Here is an 18,674-nt window from a genome sequence, read left to right as displayed (position 1 = left end):
CGACTATCTTAAAGTTCTACTGCTTTTCCTGATACGGAAACGACTGACAAGCGCCGCTTCTGTCTCAGCCATCCCGAATTCAAATTCCACTTCATAATCAAATCCGGCAGTCCCCGAATAAATAATTGCCGCTGCGGCCATCATCGCATCCTCCCGTGTATGCAAGCCGCACGCTTCAATCGGTATCCCCTCGTCCGTAACCGGTAATTTCCTGAAATACTCATTTGCCCGTTCCATACTGTAACGGTCCGGCCGTTCACTTAACAACTCCTTGGTCAGGCGCTCCCGTTCTTCCGCCGAAAGCTCTGCTTCTATGAGCCCCGCTGTCGCGGCAGATTTACGACGCTGCCGGCGCTCAATGGATTTACGCCCAATATAACCAAATTCCAGTAATCTCTGCGTCTCAGCAATGCGGCAAAGCACCTGCTCACGCTCTTCACTGTCCGCATCTTTTAATATCAGAAGCAGCTGATTGAGTAATTCTTCCAGATTCGTCCCGTTCCCCAGTACCATAGCCATACGCATGGAATACAGATTATAATAGGTATTGATTTTCTTATCAATATAACCGATATCACGGTCATACTCCAGATTAATGAAACTGTCCAGTTCTCCGAACTGCCGGTCTACGGTATCCTTCGCCTTCGCTTCCTCCACGCACTTCAGATCCGCATACTCCCTGAGCATCCGCTCATAAGTTTCCGACTTACGCAATTTCTGCAGAAGGCAGTCAATCTTTGCAATATAGGATGGAATAAGGCCGCTTCTCTTAAGAAAAAAGTAATCCTGGAAAAAACGGTTCAGCATCTCATCTTTCATCAGAAAATGTCCGAAACTGTTCACATCCCCCATTCTGATTACCATTCTCATAATCTCCCGGATACTGTCTTTCAGAATCAAAAGCTCATTCTTTAAATCACACTCATGTTCCACCAGCGGAACAAGAATATTGGAATATGGTCTAATTGCCCTACCGCTATCCTTTTCAAATGAAGATTTCAAAATCTCATACATGGAAAAAATATGGTTTGTGATTGCGCTGTTCGTATCCGCATCAAAAATCTTATGGAGCGCATCCGCCAGTTTTCTGCAATAAGCTGACACAGATGCAATATTATCGCCGCTTCTTCCGACTTCTTTCGGTGTAATCCACCCGCAATTACGAAAATACCGCAGAATCACCCCTGCGTTTTCCTGCGGCGTCCGGCCATTCGCAATCGTGTCGCCCTCCTCTCCAATCTGTTCCGTCTCAATTGCATACTGACAGTTCTGAAGATAGAGAATCAGACAATTTTTTGCATCTGCTTCATAAAGTACTGGTATTTCTTTTGAGCGTTCAATCAGCTCCGTAATACAAGAAAAATAAAGTTCCCTGTTCCGGCAGGAAAACGGATTAAAAAATTTATCATTTACAACTTCAAAATACGGCATAATGCCCCCTTCTTCCACATTTCATCCAGTTTCAAAATATTGTGACTTCTATCTATATATAACACCTTTCCAACAATTCAATCAACTCCTGTTTCCGCTCTGTCATCCCCAAACTTATCACATCTACCTTCTCTTGTTTCATACGCTCTAGAAAACGTTTCATATCCTTCTTAATTTCACCATTTATATTTACTCTGCCATCTTCCGAAATCAGCACCGCCATCCGAAGCACATCATTTTTGTGCTTCCGAATATTTTTGCTGTCCACATGCTCACCATTTTCTTTTCTCGCCGTAAGATCCAGCCAGGCTTTTGTTTGAATGGAATAATGTATTCTGTTTTAAGTACCGGAATTCCATCTATTATCATTTGTCCTTGTTTTAAAAACTCATAATATTCATCGTTCAAAAGTATTGCCGACAGACTGGATATATCATCCTCCATAGGAAGCGGTGTAAGCTGTGCTTCTGAATCAAGTACCAATGTATCTATTTTCCTTAAAAATAATTCTATCATAGCCGGATATTCTTTACTTTTAGGATGACTGAATCGATAAAATTGTGGCTCACCAGTACTTTTATTTTGATATTCATATCCAGCTTCTTTTATATACTCCCACAATCTTTTTACAAACTCTGGAGTCAATGCTTCCACAATAAGAACCATATCAATATCCTTTGTTGCACGAAAAGACCTGTCTTCTTCCGACATAATCAGGCCGCATGTCGTTCCACCTATAATCACATATTCATCTTCGTAGCCCTGAAAATGCTTTTTAAAGCTTTCAAGTCCTGTTACCATCTACATTCCTCCATAGTTCGTCCAACATTTCATCAACCGCCTTTTCTATTCTTTCATCTCTTTCATCCTCCAAAGATAATGCCAGAGAAATTGTATCTACCATGTTCTCCTTCGCAAACAATTGAGGGGGGTATTTCCAGATTTCAATACTTATCTGTTTATAAGGATCTATCAATTCATTTTGCAATTCTTTAGAATCACATGCTTTTTTATCAACTGCATAATCGATTGGCACTTCGTTGTTCAACATTGTTTTCTCTGCAAGTGCAGAGGTTCCTGCAAGCAACATTTCCCTGGTCAGATTTCCCTTATTCAGAAATCCTCTCTTCACAATCGGAGAACTCAAAGAAGGCTTCGCCTGTTCATATAACTCCTTTTTTGAAAACTTGCTAGATAAGATTTTATTTACCCCTTCTTTTCTGACATAAAATAAACTACTTTCTTCTAACTGCTTAGCTGCTCTTGTTATCGTCATTGCCGAATAGGGCAGTTGTCTCGTCGCATCAGCTAAATAAAATTTTTCACTTTTCTGATATATATACATCAGGAATAGCACCTGTGCAGAAATCATAAATTTTTCTTTTGTATTTATCTCCGTATCCGCCTTTTCTTGTAAATAAGCTGCTATAAATGGCAAATAAACCTGTTTCTCCTCTATGATAAATGGAATTTTATTTTCAATCATGCTCTTCCGTCTAAAAGTACTCATACTTTTCACCTGAATAACTACCGGGATATTTTCAACCTGTTGTATTCTCTGTATCTGCTTTTTCAGAGCCGGTAATGTTGGCAAGTCTTCTTTTGGATAGATTAGCAGACAAAAACAGCCATCTATTTCCGCCTTTTGAAAATCATATCCGGCAGCTAAATAAAATGGCAGTTTTTTCTTTTTATTCCATTGTGTATATATTACATTCATTCCTAAAACATCTATTAAAATGTCCACATTCGACCCACCCTTTTAACTTTTTTCATTTCATTTTAACCTTAATTAAGTTTCTTGTCAATTCAAAAAGTTAAAACCAGACACTTCTCACAATCAACCGTACCTTTTCCACAACGCCACATTGATATCCACAACTATTTTGCACTCTCACCATCTAGTCCAAGTTTGTCCACGAAATATTATATAATTTTGTGAACCCGAAACATTCATCAAACTCCTCGTCTATTTTAGAATAGGTCTTCAGATTATTAAATCCGGTAAAAACACTCTCCTTTGAAATTTGTATACAACCAGTCAAGACTGTTAAGTACAAGCTGTTATTTTTCTTTAATGCCTGTCCAAAGAAATTTCGGAGCAGCTCTACCATTTTATCATAGTATCCATGCTCAAAGGCTTTCGCAAGCGGCACATCATATTCATCAATCAGAATAATCACTTTATGATCATGATGTTTTTTCAAGAGTTTTGAAAGCATCTTCAAAGAATTTTCCAATAAGGACTCCGCCATATCATCTTTTAACAATGTAAGAAACATGTCTTTATCATGCTGTGTCAGACGTTCACTTTCCAAAAGATACTGAAACCTTCTAGCTTCTCCGTTTATAATTTGAACTGCCATTTTCCATGCATTTTCATAACAACACGCATTAACGCTTTTTAATGACAGTGAAATCACCGGAAACTTGCCCATATATTTCTCGCACAATTCTTTCTCTCTGCTGATTTCCAAACCTTCAAAAATTCTTTTATCGCTTCCAGATTCAAAAAAGTTTTTCAGCATACTCATGTTCAGCGATTTCCCAAATCTTCTTGGTCTGGTAAATAAATTGACTTCGCTCCGGCTACTTAACAGTTCTTTTATCATCCTCGTTTTATCAATATAATAAAACTCTTCCTTACGGAGTTTTTCAAAACAAACTAAAAAAATACTGATTTGAACATTAGATAAAAATAAAGCGCAGAACAGATTCGAATGTTTGTTCTGTACTTTGTGCTTCAACTTTTAATTACCCGAATTAAAGCTTTTCACATCATAATACTTTTCATCTAATTCCAATACAGTATTTCCATCTTCATCATAGAATACGCAGGCATAACCTGGCTCACCATTGTTAATAATACCTTTTTCTGTTTTGGCAGCGGCCCATCCATTGGAAAAGGATTCAATCTCATCATACTGGAATGGAATAATTTCCTCTCCAATTTCATTAATACAGCCATATTTTTTCTCGCCCGTCTCTTCCTGCATACGGCAAACGATTGCTTTCCCGTCCTTAAATGACGCTATATCTTCATATTGAGGTTTTATCACTTCTTCACCTTTTTCATTGATAAATCCCTTTTTGCCATCAGTACTCACTGCTGCCAGCCCATCTTTGTAAAAATCAGAAACTATATCATATTGTACCGGAATCACTTCCTCGCCCTTTTCGTTAATAAAACCATATTTTACCGTATAAGTACCCTCATCACGGACACCCACTCGAGCCAGGCCATTATCCGCGAAATTATGTACTTCCGAATACTTAGACAGAGACAGTACTTCCCGGCCCTCCGTATCAAGGAAACTTACTTGATGATTCTCATATTGAACTAGGATTAATCCATTTTCTATACCGTCATTAATATAAACACATATGGCAGGGACTACTTCTTCTCCCTCTTTGTTGATTAACCCGACTTTCGTTCTCCCCTCGTCCAGAACGCGGGCAAATTTACCATCATACTGAGCAAAATCAGATACAATCTCATACTCTGTAGATCCCGGATACTTGAGATAAGTTGAGAGATTCGCTCAGTTATCCCTCCAGGGTTTTACGATTTTAGGGTTTTTCCACTCCTTTGCCCATCAAAGCAGTCCAGTCCAGATAAAATAGAAAATTGATATAGAAACTTAGGTATAGAAATTACACAAATTTTTCACAATTTTTATGACAAATCCTAAAAAGCGTGCTATAATCCTACTATTATACTATTAATTACTTAGGAGGAAATATGAAAAAGAGAGACAGCATTAAAATAAGAGTAGGAATATTAATTGTCTGTGTTTTCGTTGCCATTGCGCTTTTAGCATTATTCATTATTAACGGCATGTATAAAATCAATAAGAGTAATAAGAATATCTCTTCTGCTCTTATACTTCACACTACATCGCTGCAAAGCGAAAAAGGACATTACTCCTGGGTGGAAAATCTTGGATCCGCAATTGCTTTTGACCAGGAATTTACTGGAAGTAAAGAAGACACTTCCTGCGTACTGGGCGAATGGCTTTACGGAGGAGATACCATTGACAATGAAGAAATCAACCAGCTGAAAGAGCAAATCCTGCCACTTCATAAAGAAATCCATCAATCTGCCGAGGAAGCCTTATCCATGAAGCAGACTGACAAACAGCAGGCCATTGATTACTATCTTAATACAATTAAACCAAATATATCTGAACTGGTTTCTATTCTGGACCAGGTTATCAGCCTCAGCCAGGAGATGGTGGATAACAGCGAGGCGGAGCTATCAGCTGCGATTGTAAGTACTTCTATTGCATCTGGCATCGCTATTGTACTAATTGTAGTTGTCTGTATTATCTTAATTTTATATATTACGAAGAGCGTCATTAACCCACTGGTCATTATCACTGAAAACAGCAAGAAACTGGCTGAAGGAGAACTGAACTTCCAGATTGATATTCACAGTGATAACGAGGTAGGCGTGCTGGCCAGTGCCTTAAATACTTCTGTATCCGAATTGTCCTCCTATGTGAATGCGATACAGCGCGCTATGAAAAGGCTGGCTTCTAAAGACCTCACTATCACCAAGACCATTGATTTTAAAGGAGAGTTTGTCTTAATTCAAGAGTCCGTTTTATCTTTTTCAGATTCTTTAAACAGGGCCTTCTCCCGTATCCAGGAGGCCGCCGAATCTGTAAAAAGCTCTACAGAGCAGCTCTCCACCAGTACACAGCAGTTTGCCCAGGGTTCCACAGAGCAGGCAAGCACATCTGAAGAATTGGCAGCTACAGTGGCTGAGATCTCAGAACAGGTAAAATCAAGCGCCCTTCAGGCTGAGGATGCCAAAAATAAAGCTGAATTTGTGGGCGGCGAAATGCTGAAAAGCAATGAAAAAATGAAAGAGTTAGTCGCTGCCATGAACCAAATGAGCCAGCGCTCCAAAGAAATCGAAAAAATCATCCATACAATAGAAGATATTGCGTTCCAGACAAACATACTGGCATTGAATGCGGCTGTGGAAGCTGCACGTGCCGGCGAGGCAGGCAAAGGGTTTGCAGTTGTTGCTGATGAAGTGAGAAGCCTTGCCTCCCGCAGCGCCCAGGCATCCAATGATACAGCGGCGCTGATAACCAATTCTATCTCTGCTATCGAGCAAGGTGTCAGCATCGCTAATGAAACAGCAGAGATTTTGACTAAGACTGTGGAGGATTCTAAGGATGTCACAGTCACAATAGAAAGTATTTCTGAGATTACCAGCCAGGAAGCCACAGCAATCGAGATGGTCACAGAAGGCATTTCCCAGATTGCATCTGTAATTCAGTCCAATTCCGCGTCTATCCAGGAAAGTGCTGCATCCAGCGAGGAAATGTCCAGCATGGCCAACACTCTCAATAATCTGGTTTCTGAATTTAATTTAAAGACGCCTTAACTTTTAGTATAGAGTATACTTACTTCTTTAGGCTGGGGACATTACTTAAATTCGATGCCCACAATAATAAGAGGACCTGGAAGGTTGCTGGCCTTTCAAGTCCTCTTCTGTGTCATAGTGTTCTTGGCTGTGTCCATTCTGTCAAGGAGTGCCCTAGGGGCGTTTCGGCTCCGCCTTGATTCTTGGCTTCATTAAACATGATTTTATCTTCTGCTAACTTCCCAGTTTCAATAACAATAATTTTATCTTCAAATTCTATGTCTAACTGGAAGGATTATCCCCTGTTCCTACTTTTGTTCCCTCCCCCATGCTTTCCTTTTGGGAGCCTACAACCTTACTTATGTCCAAAACCTTTAATTTTGAGTTGCTTTTCCCGCCGAACCTATAAAATACAAAGCGTATCACGGTTTCAACTCCATTGTGAAATATGCTTTATTTCTCCTGACATCAGTAAGTAAGTTCTACATCCTCATAATTTAACCTTGCAATTGGTTTGTAAAAAAATCACTTTATATCAATGGAAGGTTACATTATCTACAATAAACTGTAACCACATATTAGATGAAGGTGTAGTATTATACAGTGTTGCTGTAGTCGTCTCAAATGTCTCATAATCTGTTTCATCCATCTCTTCATCCTCTAGCCAACTTATAAAAATATCAGCTATTAAGACACTCAGTTCATCTTTTAGCTCCACAGGATTTTCATCTTCCTCAAAACTCATCACTTCGAGGCTCTCTTTTGTTGACTCCCATAGTTCTAACATATCCACGCCTGCACGATAGTGAGCACCAATTGTTGCTCCCATTTGGGGAGGCAGCCATTCATCTTTTCCCTGCAATGTAAACCCTGCCGGATCAATTCCATGTACATCCAGATATTCTTTCTGCACCCGTTCTTTCATCAGGTCCACAAGCGCTTCCAACTGCTGGTCTGTAATCCCGTACTCGTTTAATTCCTGAGATTCTCCCGGACCTTCTTTCTCATCGGCATCTTCCTCCTCAGTCTTCGCCGTCTCTTCCGTATTTGCAGAATCCCCCTGCTTCGTCTCTTTATCATTTGGTGCCAAACAGCCGAACGCAGAAAATACTACTACAACCACCAGTACAACACTTAAGATTTTTTTCTTCACTTATCTCTCCTCCTGTACATACCTTATTGAACTGCTAATATTCAATGAGTATAAATAATTGTTACCGAAGCTTATCTTGAACAGTAGCTTCATATTATGCATACAATTATACCCCCCCCCGGTATTTTTAGTCAAGATACAAAATATATATTTATTGACTACTAACGTTCAATAAGGTATGCCCAAAGGGCCCCCTAATTTATGTCTTTCGCTTACTCTTCAACAAAAGAGCGGCTCATAATGTAAAATTCATCTTGGCTGGGCAGATATTTCTTTTCCATCTTTTCTAACCCTTCATCATATTTTTGTGCCTCTTTTTCATTGACTTCCATAACTGGGCTGCCATAGTAAACCCACCTGCGGCCATCAAGGGATCCAGGAAGCAGTTCTTTCACCATCATAGCTGACGGGTATTTCCCGTTTTCCATGGCAATATGGTACTTCCTGCAGCTTTTGAACCCACAGCCCACATAATTAGCAGGACTTCCAAATATAACAATGGCCTCATAACCCAGTTCTGCAGCACAGGCAAAAGAATGTTCTATGAGCATTTTTCCGTACCCCCTCCTCTGATAGTCCGGCTGAATGCAGACAGGGCCAAATGTGACAATATCCTTTTTATTGCCTGCTTGATCTGCCAGTTTCGCTTTCGTATACATGATATTTCCAATCACTTCCCCATTTCGTTCCAAAACAAAATCCAATTCAGGTATAAAGTCTTCATGTTCACGCATGATATGAACTAAATAGTGTTCTGTACAGCCTGGTACATAGAGATTATAAAAAGCCTCTCTTGTAATTTTTTCCACTTTTCCGTAATCTGCTGTCTCCTCATTTCTGATATGGATCCCTTCTTCCATCTAATAAGCCTCCTTATATTCTTGATTTTGAACTATAATATTTCTCCTTAGCAGACACAGTATAGTGAACGAGTACCCACTTGTCAAGCAAGTTTAGGGGTATCCGCTAGATTTAAGTAGAGAAATCTAACTGTTTGTGCTAGAATACTCTATGTACAGCCAAAGTCCCCGATGGCTGCATCAAACTAGCGCCGATGCAGGCTTCAGGGTATCAGGCCCCCGCGGCAGCCGCCAACTGGATATGTAAACATGTCCCCTTGGCCCGCTGCCCCCGGGAATAAAAACAGTAAGGCGGTGTATATATCATGGAATTAACAATGCTGGGAACAGGAAATGCAACTGTAACTGAATGCTACAATACCTGTTTTGTGCTCAGTGAAAATGGAAAAAGCTTATTGGTGGACGGCGGTGGCGGAAACACAATCTTACATCAGCTTAAACATGCTGGTTTACGCTGGCAGGATATGAGGGAAATATTCGTCACCCATAAACATATTGACCATCTATTGGGAATTGTATGGATGGTGAGAATGCTGTGCCAGTCTATGAGCCGGGGCCAGTATGAAGGAGAGGCGGCCATCTACGGGCATGATGAAGTTATCTCATTACTTAAGGATCTGGCAGAAAAGCTGCTTCTTCCCAAAGAATTGCGTTTTATCGACAGCGGGCTCCATTTCATTACTGTGGAGGACAAGGAGCAGAGAATGCTTATAGGAAGGCCAGTTACATTTTTTGATATTCACTCTACAAAGACAAAACAATTTGGATTTTGCATGGACTTAGGAAATGGCGGAAAACTGACCTGCTGCGGTGATGAGCCTTATAACGAAAACATCGAACCTTTCGCCCAAAACAGTACATGGCTTTTACACGAGGCTTTTTGCCTTTATTCCCAGGCAGATATCTTTGACCCTTATAAAAAGCACCACTCCACTGTAAAGGACGCGTGCCAATTGGCAGAACAATTAAACATAAAGAATCTGGTTTTATACCATACAGAAGATAAGAATATTGAACACCGCAGGGAATTATATCTTGAAGAAGGAAAACAATACTATCATGGGAATTTATATATTCCCGATGATTTAGATACCCTCACTCTAATTTGAAAGGGAATATGAACCTTTTCTGTAAAATAGTTTCATATTCCCCTACAATCAAATTGAACCGGCTGTATCTATCGGCCCGCCAATAAGTATTTGATTTTTTCCAGACAGAGAACGTTGGCATAGATAATAGTATTCGCTGCAGGAAACAAGATTAGCTTCTAAGTACATCCTGATTCTTTTCAAACCAATTTTTCCTGCTGTCTCTATATATTTTAGTAGGATAGCTCCCATCAAAACATGCACTGCAGAATGAGTTATCTCCCACCAACTCTGCCAAACGCTCCAAAGGCAGAAATCCAAGAGAATCTGCGCCTATAATATCTTTGATTTCATCCATCGTGTGATGGCAGGCAATAAGATTTTCCTCCGAATCGATATCTGTCCCATAATAACAGGGATGCAGAAAAGGGGGCGCAGAAATCCTCATATGTATCTCTTTTGCTCCTATATCCCGTATCAGCCTGACAATCCGTTTACTAGTTGTTCCCCTCACAATCGAATCGTCAATCAGAACAACTTTTTTTCCTTCAAGTACATTTTTTATAGGACTTAATTTTATCCTAACCTGATCAAGCCTTTCATTTTGGCCCGGCGAAATAAAAGTTCTTCCAATATATTTATTCTTAATCAAACCGATCCCATATGGTATGTTTGACTCTTCCGAAAATCCAAGAGCTGCATCCAGTCCACTATCTGGAACACCTATCACAATATCTGCATGTGCAGGATATTCTCTGGCTAAAATTTTTCCGGCTTGTATCCTTGCACCATGTACCGATACTTCATCTATTATGGAATCTGGCCTGGCGAAATAGATATACTCAAAACTACAAATCCTTTTTGTTTCTTTTTCACAATGTGTTCTGACAGACTTCACATTTCCTTCCCAAAAAACAACTATTTCTCCCGGAAGAATGTCTCTGACAAATTCTGCTCCCACCGCCGAGAGTGCACAGCTCTCGGATGCAATCACAAAGCTTCCATCGTCTGTCTTACCATAACACAGGGGGCGGAAGCCTTTGGGATCTCTGGCGGCAATCATCTTAACAGAAGACATCAGCACAATAGAATATGCGCCTTCCATCCTATTCATTGCCTTACTGACTGCCTCTTCAATACTGGCACTATGGAGACTTTCACGTATAATTTCATAAGCGATTGTCTCTGTATCACTTGTAGTATGAAAGATGGCGCCTGATAACTCTAATTCGTCACGCAACAAATGTGCATTACTCAAATTCCCATTATGTGCAAGCGCCATTTTTCCTTTTTGATGATTCACTTCTATGGGCTGGCAGTTCCTACTGGTTGTACCTCCAGTTGTACCATATCTCACATGCCCAACTGCCATATTCCCGGCAGGAAATCCATATAATACCTCCTTTGTAAAAACTTCACTGACTAGGCCAATATCCTTGTAAGAGCTGAACTCACCATCATCATTCACAACAATACCGCAGCTCTCCTGCCCTCTGTGTTGCAGTGCATACAACCCATAATAAACCATATTTGCTACATTTGTATTTCTTTTGGAAAAAATGCCAAAAACACCGCATTCTTCATGAATACTCATCAGCTCTTATCCCCTCTCTTCATAGCCTTGGATATGAAGCCAACAAATAGCGGGTGCGGCGCATTAGGGCGGCTTTTGAATTCAGGATGAAACTGAACCCCCACATAGAATGGGTGGTCTTCAATTTCAACTGCCTCTACCAACAGGCCATCGGGAGAATTTCCGCATAACACGAGCCCGGCTTCTGTCATTTGTTTCCGATATTTATTATTAAATTCATATCTATGGCGGTGTCTTTCTTTTATTTCATCTTTTCCATAACACTCATGCAATTTTGTTCCTTCCAAAATCTTACAGGGATAACTTCCCAGACGTAGTGTGCCGCCTTTATCTACAAAATCATTTTGTCCAGGCATAAAGTCAATAACTTTCTGGACACATTGCTCATTAAATTCACCGGAATCTGCATCCGCAAACCCAAGCACATTTCTGGCGTACTCAATAACGGCAATCTGCATTCCCAGGCATATGCCTAAATACGGAATTTTCTGTTTTCTCGCATATTCGGCTGTCAATATCATCCCTTCAATTCCGCGTCCTCCAAACCCTCCGGGAACAATGATTCCATCGATTCCGGCAAAAATCTCTCCGGCTATATCTTTTGTAATTGTTTCTGAATCAATCCAACGGATTTGGATATGCTTATTAAGGCTGTATCCTGCATGGAACATGGCCTCAGCTACAGAAAGATATGCATCATGTAAATTTACATACTTTCCAACTAAAGCAATCTGTACTTTCCCTGACCGGCTGTGAATACGTTCCACCATCTGTGTCCAGTCTCTTAAATCCGGCTTCTCTGTCTTTAGGTTCAGCTCCCTGCACACGACTTCTGAAAGCTTTGATTTTTCCAACATTAACGGGACTTCATAGAGATTAGCCAATGTCCGGTTTTCAATAACACAATCCGGCTTTACATTACAGAAAAGAGATATTTTATCAAAAATACTCTGTTCCAAAGGTTCATCACAGCGAAGTACAATCATATTGGGATTGATTCCCATCCCCTGTAATTCTTTTACCGAATGTTGTGTCGGTTTCGATTTGTGTTCTTTTGAGCCCTTTAGGAACGGTACCAGCGTCACATGTATAAACAAACTGTTTTCTCTCCCTATCTCAAGAGATATCTGCCGTACCGCCTCGAGAAATGGCTGGGACTCCATATCTCCAATGGTCCCTCCGATTTCAGTAATAACCACATCGGCATCTGCCTGTCTCCCTACATGATATACGAACTCTTTGATCTCATTGGTAATATGGGGAATCACTTGAACTGTAGAGCCAAGATACTCTCCCCTCCGTTCTTTATTTAATACATTCCAGTATATCTTTCCCGCTGTTAGATTAGAGTACTCGTTTAAATCTTCATCAATAAAACGCTCGTAATGACCAAGATCCAGATCCGTCTCTGCCCCATCCTCTGTCACAAAAACTTCACCGTGCTGAAAGGGACTCATAGTTCCCGGATCCACATTAATATAGGGATCCAGCTTCTGTGACACAATTTTGAGTCCCCTGGATTTCAAAAGTCTTCCCAGGGAGGCCGCAGTAATACCTTTTCCAAGTCCTGATACGACGCCTCCGGTTACAAATATAAACTTTGCCATATATTGCTTCCTTTCTATTTACCGCTATCTCCATAATTAGAGAGCACTCTGGCAGAAGGATCACTCACATTGCAGCCTTCCCACTTCTTATTTGGCATCCAGAAATCCACAATCATCTTTCCCTGACCCGGATAATATTTTTCAAATATGTCACGGTATAACAACGATTCTTTTGTAAATGGCTTTGCAAAATCATATTTCCTGCATCCATCTTCAAAGTCTTTATCTGAATACTTCCTTTCAGCATATTCTTTCAGAATATCTACCATAGAATGCCCTACTGCGTCAGAGAAAGCGGCTTTTTCCCTGTAAAGAATATTATCCGGGAGATATGTCCCCTCAAAAGCATGGCGGAGCAGATATTTCCCTTTTCCATATATATTACGTTTCTTCTCTGGATCTACTGACATGACATATTTCACAAAATCTATATCACCAAATGGCACTCTTGCCTCCAGAGAATTTACGGATATACACCGGTCTGCCCTAAGCACATCATACATATGCAGTTCCCTGATCCTTTTTTTAGATTCTTCTTGAAAAGATTTTGCATCGGGTGCAAAATCTGTATACTTATACCCAAACAGTTCATCCGATATCTCTCCTGTGAGCAGCACCCGGATATCTGTCCTTTCGTGGATTGCCCTGCAAACTAAATACATCCCTATACTGGCCCTTATTGTAGTAATATCGTAAGTGCCTAAAAGTTCGATCACAGTTTCTAATACAGAAAGAACCTCCTCCTTTGTCATAATCACCTCTGTATGCTCACTCCCGATATACTCTGCCGTCTGCTTTGCATACTTCAGGTCAATTGCATCTTCCTTCATTCCAATAGCAAACGTCCGAATCTTTCCTTTGCTTTTCTTCGCGGCGATTGCACACACTAAAGAGGAATCCAGTCCGCCAGAGAGAAGAAATCCCACCTTTGCATCCGATATCATTCTTTTCTCAACACCGGCCACTAATTTATCATGAATATTTCTGCAGACAGTCTCCACATCATCTCTAATAATTTCCTTAGTCTCTGTGATATCGTCATAGCAGGTAAACTTTCCCCCTTTGTAATAATGCCCAGGCGGAAAGGGCATGATTTTATCAGTGATGTGGGTCAGGCATTTGGGTTCGCTGGCAAAACAAATGGTTCCCGCCTGATCATATCCATAGTAAAGAGGGCGGATCCCGATAGGATCTCTGGCCGCAAGATATTCTCCTGTCTTTCCGTCATAAATAATCAGGGCAAATTCTGCATCTAATTTCTCAAACATTCCTGTTCCATACTCCCGGTATAAGGGAAGTAATATTTCGCAGTCACTTTCACTGACAAAAGAATACTTCTTTTTCTTCAGTTCTTCCCTCTGCTTTCTGAACCCATACAGTTCTCCATTGCACACGCACCAGCTTCCATCCAGCTCAAAGGGCTGCATCCCCTCTGGATGCAACCCCATAATCGCCAGCCTGCGAAAACCCAATAATCCGTTTCCGGTGTCTATGATTCTGGAATCATCTGGCCCTCTCGAAAGGGTCCGGTCCAATCCTGCCTTTAATTTATCATAATTGGCACTGTCCCCACAGTAGCCTATAATTGAGCACATACGCAAAACCTCCATGTTTACTTTCTATCCCATGCCATACAGTGCGGCATATCTTTCTTTTTTGGTTGGTGTTTTTACCACATTTTCTACATCAACTAATTTTGTTTTGTCTGTTAGTTCACGCTGAACAGCAAATCCGCATAGGTTGGGAACGGCCAATATTCCTCCGCCGTAACGGTCTCCGCCTTGTCTGCCAGACCGCGGAGTTCATCCATTTTCGGCAGCACTCTATCTCTGATTACACAGGATTCCTCTTTTATCTCCTCACATTCTCTCAGATTTAACATGATCTGTTCTAGTTCAGACACCTTTTCATCCATTTGCTCTGCGAGTAATGAGAGTTTTTCTAATAACTTGCTTTCCAGCCCAATGCTGATTGAGGATGAAATGCGTTTCTTCATCTCTGCTGTTTTGGATATAGCAAGTGTATATTTTTCAACTGCAGGCAAAATTTGCTTTCTGGACATATCTGCCATGGTATTTGCCTCAATAGTGACAGATTTGCAATAATTCTCCAGCATAATCTCACATCTCGATTTCAATTCAGATTCTGTAAATACCTTGTGCCCTGTCAGCATTTTTACATTTTTTTCATCCAACAGATGGGGCATACAGTCTGCCGTAGTAGGATAATTTAAAAGTCCTCTTTTTATTGTCGCTTCTTCAATCCATGCCTCGTCATATCCGTTTCCGTTAAAAAGAATATGTTTATGGTCTTTAATCGTTTTACGGATCATCGCCTGCAGGGAAACCTCAAAGTCTTCTGCGGACTCCAGTCTGTCTGCATAAATTTTCAAGGACTCTGCCACTGCACTATTCAGCATGATATTAACACAGGATATACTGTTTGCTGAACCAAGCATCCGAAATTCAAATTTATTGCCTGTAAAAGCAAACGGCGAAGTACGGTTCCGGTCTGTATTATCCCTTGGAAATTTAGGGAGTACATCCACACCTAATTTCATTACCGTGGCTTCTGTGCCTTTATAGGGTTCATTTTTCTCAATGGCTTCCAGAATCGCCGTAAGCTCATCTCCAAGGAAAATAGATACCACAGCAGGGGGCGCCTCATTGGCTCCCAGCCTGTGGTCGTTACCTGCCGTTGCCACGGATAGCCTCAGCAAATCTTGATAATTATCCACAGCTTTAATGACTGCGCAGAGAAACAGCAAAAACTGTGCATTCTCATATGGCGTTTCTCCCGGGGATAAAAGATTCACTCCTTCATCGGTTGCAATAGACCAGTTATTGTGCTTGCCGCTTCCGTTAACTCCCTCAAACGGCTTCTCATGAAGTAAGCATACCAACCCGTGTTTTGCCGCAATCTTTTGCATCAGCTCCATAGTAAGCTGGTTATGATCCGCAGCAATATTCGTGGTAGCATAAATTGGTGCAAGCTCATGCTGCGCCGGCGCGACCTCGTTGTGTTCCGTTTTTGCGAGAATTCCCAATTTCCACAATTCTTTATTCAGCTCCTCCATATAGTCCGCCACTCTCGGTTTTATAACCCCAAAATAATGGTCATCCAACTCCTGTCCCTTTGGCGATTTTGCACCGAACAATGTCCTTCCCGTCAGCACAAGGTCTTTTCGTTTTTCGTACATTTCTTTGTCAACAAGAAAATATTCCTGTTCTGGGCCTACGGAAGTCCTCACACATTTCACTTCGTCATTGCCAAATAAGTGCAGGATACGAAGTGCCTGCCTGTTTAATGCCTCCATGGAACGGAGCAGTGGTGTTTTCTTATCCAGCGCCTCCCCTCCATATGCACAAAAGGCCGTGGGAATACATAATGTTCTGTCTTTGATAAATGCATAAGAAGTAGGATCCCAGGCAGTGTATCCCCTTGCCTCAAAAGTTGCCCTCAAACCTCCAGACGGAAAAGAGGATGCGTCCGGCTCTCCCTGAATCAATTCCTTTCCTGAAAATTCCATAAGTACACCGCCGTCCGGTGACGGGGAGATAAAGCTGTCATGTTTCTCCGCCGTAATTCCTGTAAGCGGCTGAAACCAATGTGTATAATGAGTTGCTCCTTTAGAAACCGCCCAGTTTTTCATAGCCTCTGCCACCGCGTTGGCAACAGACAGATCAAAAGCAGCCCCCTCATCAATCGTTTTTCTCAGCCGTTGATACACTTCGGCAGACAGAGTAGCTTTCATTACCCTGTCATCAAATACCATACATCCAAAATAATCGCTCACATTTTTCATCATCCTGCCTCCTAACATTCCATACACATAAAAAGATCATACAAATTATATTCTCTGTCTGCACCGCGCCCCTTGGGCGCCATGTTCCAAACCGGTGGGACTGGATTCACAGAGAAAGTTTAGTTTCATAGCCAGTGCTTGCCCAGGCGAACAAAAAAAGGCAATGGCGTCTTTAAGAATCCCTTAAAGACGCCATTGCCTTTACGATATCGTATGATACACCTGTTAACCCCAGTTGTCAAGATACTTTTTACTTTTATTCCTTAAACTTATTAATACCCCATCAGGCTATAGTCCACTTCAGCAGCACATTCTCTGCCTTGGCTGATTGCTTTTACAACCAATGACTGCCCGGTATGCATATCTCCTGCCGTATATATATGTGCAATATTTGTCTGATAACTTCCTGCTGCCGTTTTTACATTAGTATGCCTATCTGTTTCCAGTCCAAAAGTATCTGTCACATAGGTCTGGGCGCCAAGAAATCCGGCTGCAATTAAGACAACCTGTGCTTCCAATATTTCCTCACTTTCTGGAATCTCTTTCATAACCCTCCGGCCACTCCCTGTTTCTTTTCCTTCCTCCAGCTTCACGACTTTCACTGCAGATAAGCGGCCTTTTTTATCTTTGATAAATTCTTTTACTGTTGATTCATAGATACGCGGATCCCGTCCAAACAGCGCAATTGCTTCTTCCTGTCCATAGTCTGTTTTACAGATTCTCGGCCATTCTGGCCATGGATTGGATGTACTCCTTTGATCCGGAGCTTTCGGCATCATTTCTATCTGTGTCACGGATTTTGCCCCTAGCCGGATAGCAGTGCCTGCACAATCATTCCCTGTATCTCCCCCGCCCACAATTATTACGCTTTTTCCTTGTACAGGAATAAATGCGTGATTTTTTAAATGGGAATCTAACAGGCTCTTCGTCACGCCTTTCAGAAAATCCACCGCATAATAGATACCGTCTGCATCTCTTCCAGGCGCCGGAATATCTCTGGGATTTGAAGCGCCACAGCAGAATATAATTCGGTCAAATCCATCCAAAAGCTTCTTTGATTCCTGCTCCTTACCTATGTTTGTATTCGTCACAAAATGAATTCCTTCCATCTCCAACACGCGGATTTTCCGCTGTATAATCTGTTTATCCAGCTTCATGTTAGGAATTCCGTACATCAAAAGGCCTCCCACTCTATCGCTGCGTTCAAACACCGTTACATAATGTCCCTTTTTATTCAGTTGGTCTGCTGCAGCAAGGCCGGACGGGCCGCTGCCTACAATTGCAATACGCTTTCCAGTACGCATCCTCGGAGGTTTTGGCCCTGCTATTCCATGCCCATAAGCAAATTCGATAATTGCATACTCATTTTCCTTTATGGCAACCGGATTACCGTTTAATCCGCAAGTACAGGCATTCTCACAAAGAGCCGGACACACCCTGGAAGTAAACTCTGGAAAATTATTTGTCTTTTTCAGACGGTAATATGCCTCTTCCCAGTTTCCTGTATAAACTAAGTCGTTCCATTCCGGCACCAAATTGTGTAAAGGGCAGCCAGAAGTCATTCCTCCTATAGTCAATCCTGACTGACAAAACGGCACGCCGCAGTCCATACACCTTGCCCCCTGTTTTTGCTGTTCCTCCCGAGATAAATATTTGTGAAATTCCTGGAAATGCCTTATCCTCTCTTTGGGCCCTTCTGCCCGGGATACATTTCTCTCATATTCTAAAAAACCTGTCGGTTTACCCATCTTCCTAA

General features: G+C 41.4%; 15 protein-coding genes and 1 pseudogene. 2 read left to right on the top strand and 14 right to left on the bottom strand.

Translation table 11 applies throughout. The features are described 5' to 3' along the window. Positions 1-3: 3 nt before the first annotated feature. The 7 genes and pseudogenes from EFA47_RS05545 to EFA47_RS20570 all read right to left on the bottom strand — a co-directional run. Entirely contained in the window at positions 4-1,431 is a 1,428-nt protein-coding gene (locus EFA47_RS05545; RefSeq protein WP_122642354.1) for a Wadjet anti-phage system protein JetA family protein, read from the bottom strand. Positions 1,432-1,483: 52 nt separating this feature from the next. Then, positions 1,484-1,654, bottom strand: coding sequence for a hypothetical protein (locus EFA47_RS20140; RefSeq protein ID WP_235853221.1), 171 nt, complete (start codon positions 1,652-1,654; stop codon positions 1,484-1,486). Continuing rightward, on the bottom strand, positions 1,642-2,232 hold the full coding sequence (locus tag EFA47_RS05540; protein ID WP_235853220.1) for a hypothetical protein: 591 nt from the start codon (positions 2,230-2,232) through the stop codon (positions 1,642-1,644). The genes EFA47_RS20140 and EFA47_RS05540 overlap by 13 nt, the downstream gene beginning before the upstream one ends. Continuing rightward, positions 2,216-3,178 carry a MarR family transcriptional regulator gene (locus EFA47_RS05535; RefSeq protein WP_122642353.1) on the bottom strand — a complete coding sequence of 321 codons (963 nt, stop codon included), beginning with the start codon at positions 3,176-3,178 and terminating at the stop codon, positions 2,216-2,218. Before EFA47_RS05535 ends, EFA47_RS05540 begins: the two co-directional genes overlap by 17 nt. A 154-nt stretch (positions 3,179-3,332) precedes the next feature. Continuing rightward, positions 3,333-4,178 carry an AAA family ATPase gene (locus tag EFA47_RS05530; protein ID WP_268888464.1) on the bottom strand — a complete coding sequence of 282 codons (846 nt, stop codon included), beginning with the start codon at positions 4,176-4,178 and terminating at the stop codon, positions 3,333-3,335. 3 nt (positions 4,179-4,181) lie between these two features. Next, positions 4,182-4,661 (bottom strand): WG repeat-containing protein, encoded by a 480-nt coding sequence (locus EFA47_RS05525; RefSeq protein ID WP_122642352.1) that lies wholly within the window; start codon positions 4,659-4,661, stop codon positions 4,182-4,184. 9 nt (positions 4,662-4,670) lie between these two features. Beyond that, positions 4,671-4,850, bottom strand: a pseudogene (locus EFA47_RS20570) (WG repeat-containing protein); the annotation flags it as partial. Positions 4,851-5,173: 323 nt separating this feature from the next. On the opposite strand from EFA47_RS20570, the gene EFA47_RS05515 reads away from it, so the two are divergent. Continuing rightward, on the top strand, positions 5,174-6,832 hold the full coding sequence (locus EFA47_RS05515; protein WP_122642351.1) for a methyl-accepting chemotaxis protein: 1,659 nt from the start codon (positions 5,174-5,176) through the stop codon (positions 6,830-6,832). A 514-nt stretch (positions 6,833-7,346) separates the two neighbouring features. Here EFA47_RS05515 and EFA47_RS05510 read toward each other — a convergent pair. Both EFA47_RS05510 and EFA47_RS05505 read right to left on the bottom strand, forming a co-directional pair. Next, entirely contained in the window at positions 7,347-7,964 is a 618-nt protein-coding gene (locus EFA47_RS05510; protein WP_122642350.1) for a hypothetical protein, read from the bottom strand. 212 nt (positions 7,965-8,176) lie between these two features. Further along, complete coding sequence (locus tag EFA47_RS05505; protein WP_122642349.1) at positions 8,177-8,824, bottom strand: GNAT family N-acetyltransferase; 648 nt, start codon at positions 8,822-8,824, stop codon at positions 8,177-8,179. 305 nt (positions 8,825-9,129) lie between these two features. Here EFA47_RS05505 and EFA47_RS05500 point away from each other — a divergent pair, with 305 nt between their 5' ends. Further along, positions 9,130-9,933, top strand: coding sequence for an MBL fold metallo-hydrolase (locus EFA47_RS05500; protein WP_122642348.1), 804 nt, complete (start codon positions 9,130-9,132; stop codon positions 9,931-9,933). 151 nt (positions 9,934-10,084) lie between these two features. Here EFA47_RS05500 and purF read toward each other — a convergent pair whose 3' ends face one another. The 5 genes from purF to EFA47_RS05475 form a co-directional block, all read right to left on the bottom strand. Beyond that, positions 10,085-11,506 (bottom strand): amidophosphoribosyltransferase, encoded by a 1,422-nt coding sequence (purF, locus tag EFA47_RS05495; protein WP_122642347.1) that lies wholly within the window; start codon positions 11,504-11,506, stop codon positions 10,085-10,087. Next, entirely contained in the window at positions 11,506-13,113 is a 1,608-nt protein-coding gene (locus tag EFA47_RS05490; protein WP_122642346.1) for a CTP synthase, read from the bottom strand. The genes purF and EFA47_RS05490 overlap by 1 nt, the downstream gene beginning before the upstream one ends. A gap of 14 nt (positions 13,114-13,127) precedes the next feature. Then, the gene (asnB, locus tag EFA47_RS05485; protein WP_122642345.1) at positions 13,128-14,708 is read right to left on the bottom strand and encodes an asparagine synthase B; all 1,581 of its coding nucleotides are present in this window, start codon (positions 14,706-14,708) and stop codon (positions 13,128-13,130) included. A gap of 113 nt (positions 14,709-14,821) precedes the next feature. Continuing rightward, on the bottom strand, positions 14,822-16,918 hold the full coding sequence (locus tag EFA47_RS05480) for a glutamine synthetase III family protein (protein WP_122642344.1): 2,097 nt from the start codon (positions 16,916-16,918) through the stop codon (positions 14,822-14,824). A 272-nt stretch (positions 16,919-17,190) separates the two neighbouring features. Beyond that, a complete protein-coding gene (locus EFA47_RS05475) occupies positions 17,191-18,666 on the bottom strand; it encodes a glutamate synthase subunit beta (RefSeq protein ID WP_122642343.1) in 1,476 nt (491 codons plus the stop codon). Between the last annotated feature and the right edge of the window lie 8 nt (positions 18,667-18,674).

Origin of the sequence: Luxibacter massiliensis, assembly GCF_900604355.1 — a bacterium.
Taxonomy (GTDB): domain Bacteria; phylum Bacillota; class Clostridia; order Lachnospirales; family Lachnospiraceae; genus Luxibacter; species Luxibacter massiliensis.
Note: the sequence above shows the minus strand (reverse complement) of the source record. Positions and strands in the feature narration are given on the sequence as shown.

What these genes read in the sequence shown, in the direction of transcription:
- EFA47_RS05545 (WP_122642354.1), bottom strand. Translation starts at nt 1,431, where the DNA reads ATGCCGTATTTTGAAGTTGTAAATGATAAATTTTTTAATCCGTTTTCC.
- EFA47_RS20140 (WP_235853221.1), bottom strand. Translation starts at nt 1,654, where the DNA reads ATGGCGGTGCTGATTTCGGAAGATGGCAGAGTAAATATAAATGGTGAA.
- EFA47_RS05540 (WP_235853220.1), bottom strand. Translation starts at nt 2,232, where the DNA reads ATGGTAACAGGACTTGAAAGCTTTAAAAAGCATTTTCAGGGCTACGAA.
- EFA47_RS05515 (WP_122642351.1), top strand. Translation starts at nt 5,174, where the DNA reads ATGAAAAAGAGAGACAGCATTAAAATAAGAGTAGGAATATTAATTGTC.
- EFA47_RS05505 (WP_122642349.1), bottom strand. Translation starts at nt 8,824, where the DNA reads ATGGAAGAAGGGATCCATATCAGAAATGAGGAGACAGCAGATTACGGA.
- EFA47_RS05500 (WP_122642348.1), top strand. Translation starts at nt 9,130, where the DNA reads ATGGAATTAACAATGCTGGGAACAGGAAATGCAACTGTAACTGAATGC.
- purF (WP_122642347.1), bottom strand. Translation starts at nt 11,506, where the DNA reads ATGAGTATTCATGAAGAATGCGGTGTTTTTGGCATTTTTTCCAAAAGA.
- EFA47_RS05490 (WP_122642346.1), bottom strand. Translation starts at nt 13,113, where the DNA reads ATGGCAAAGTTTATATTTGTAACCGGAGGCGTCGTATCAGGACTTGGA.
- asnB (WP_122642345.1), bottom strand. Translation starts at nt 14,708, where the DNA reads ATGTGCTCAATTATAGGCTACTGTGGGGACAGTGCCAATTATGATAAA.
- EFA47_RS05480 (WP_122642344.1), bottom strand. Translation starts at nt 16,918, where the DNA reads ATGAAAAATGTGAGCGATTATTTTGGATGTATGGTATTTGATGACAGG.
- EFA47_RS05475 (WP_122642343.1), bottom strand. Translation starts at nt 18,666, where the DNA reads ATGGGTAAACCGACAGGTTTTTTAGAATATGAGAGAAATGTATCCCGG.